At 37.2% G+C, this 889-nt stretch carries 1 protein-coding gene; it reads right to left on the reverse strand.

The features are described 5' to 3' along the window. Positions 1-774, reverse strand: a 774-nt coding sequence (locus BIY37_RS00020) for a restriction endonuclease subunit S (protein ID WP_179129172.1), incomplete at its 3' end; no start/stop codon positions are given. Between the last annotated feature and the right edge of the window lie 115 nt (positions 775-889).

The following is an 889-nucleotide window of genomic DNA, read 5'->3' on the forward strand; positions in this document are numbered from 1 at the left end:
TTCGGGATGTTCATTCCGCCATTTGGCCGTCAGCTTTCCTTCAATGGCTTCCTGGAGGATGGTTTGACGAAAAAGAAATAAACAAGAAGATTGATTTAAATTTTCGTTTTCTAACTTTTGCAAGCAATCCAAATGTTCAGAAGCTAGTTTTATAGCTTTATGCAATTGTTTTGGAATTAGGGAATAGTCTGCTTCCTTTGATTTCTCGATCTTTGCCAAAAATTCCACGATGCATTTTTGTTCGTTTTCATCAATAAGTGGAACTTCAGTATTTTTAATAACAGTTTGATTTATATTAGGTTGTGCACCACCACGACTTATATCAATATAGTAGTATCGATGTGCTCGCAAAAACCAGAATAAAAAATCTTTCCTAATTCTTTTATCCTTAGGGAAAACTGCGCAGATTGCTTGATTTGTAGCCGCATCAATGTCAAGGATTGCTGTCTTCCCCGCAGTCGCACCGTACATAGCTACGAGTAGAGTGCCTTTTGGAAACACTTTTGCTGAAGAATTATTTAACCCCTCTTCAGTAATAAATTCTTCCGACATGTTAATTGTTGAATCATTTAGCTCGCCAGACTTAAACCAAGGAATTTTTCCGCCATAGTAGCTTTGATTTGCTCTGTCAGGCGTACCTCCGCTTGAGGTTTCTGCCAATTCAAACAAAGGAAGAGACGTATGATCTTTTTTTAAATTCTGAAAAAGAATTTCAGCCAAAATCACAGAAACGTCATTCTTTTTTATATGATCGATGTAAGAGACCTTAGCCATTCCAGATATCCTTTTTGTTGAATTGTTGCTTTGCGTCTTTCTGCTCAATGTCTTTTACCGTTCGGTCAAAGTCGGAAACGTAGTTCTTGTCCCGTTCTTTCCTGTATTTTTCAAA

The organism is Candidatus Brocadia sapporoensis (genome assembly GCF_001753675.2).
Lineage (GTDB): Bacteria > Planctomycetota > Brocadiia > Brocadiales > Brocadiaceae > Brocadia > Brocadia sapporoensis.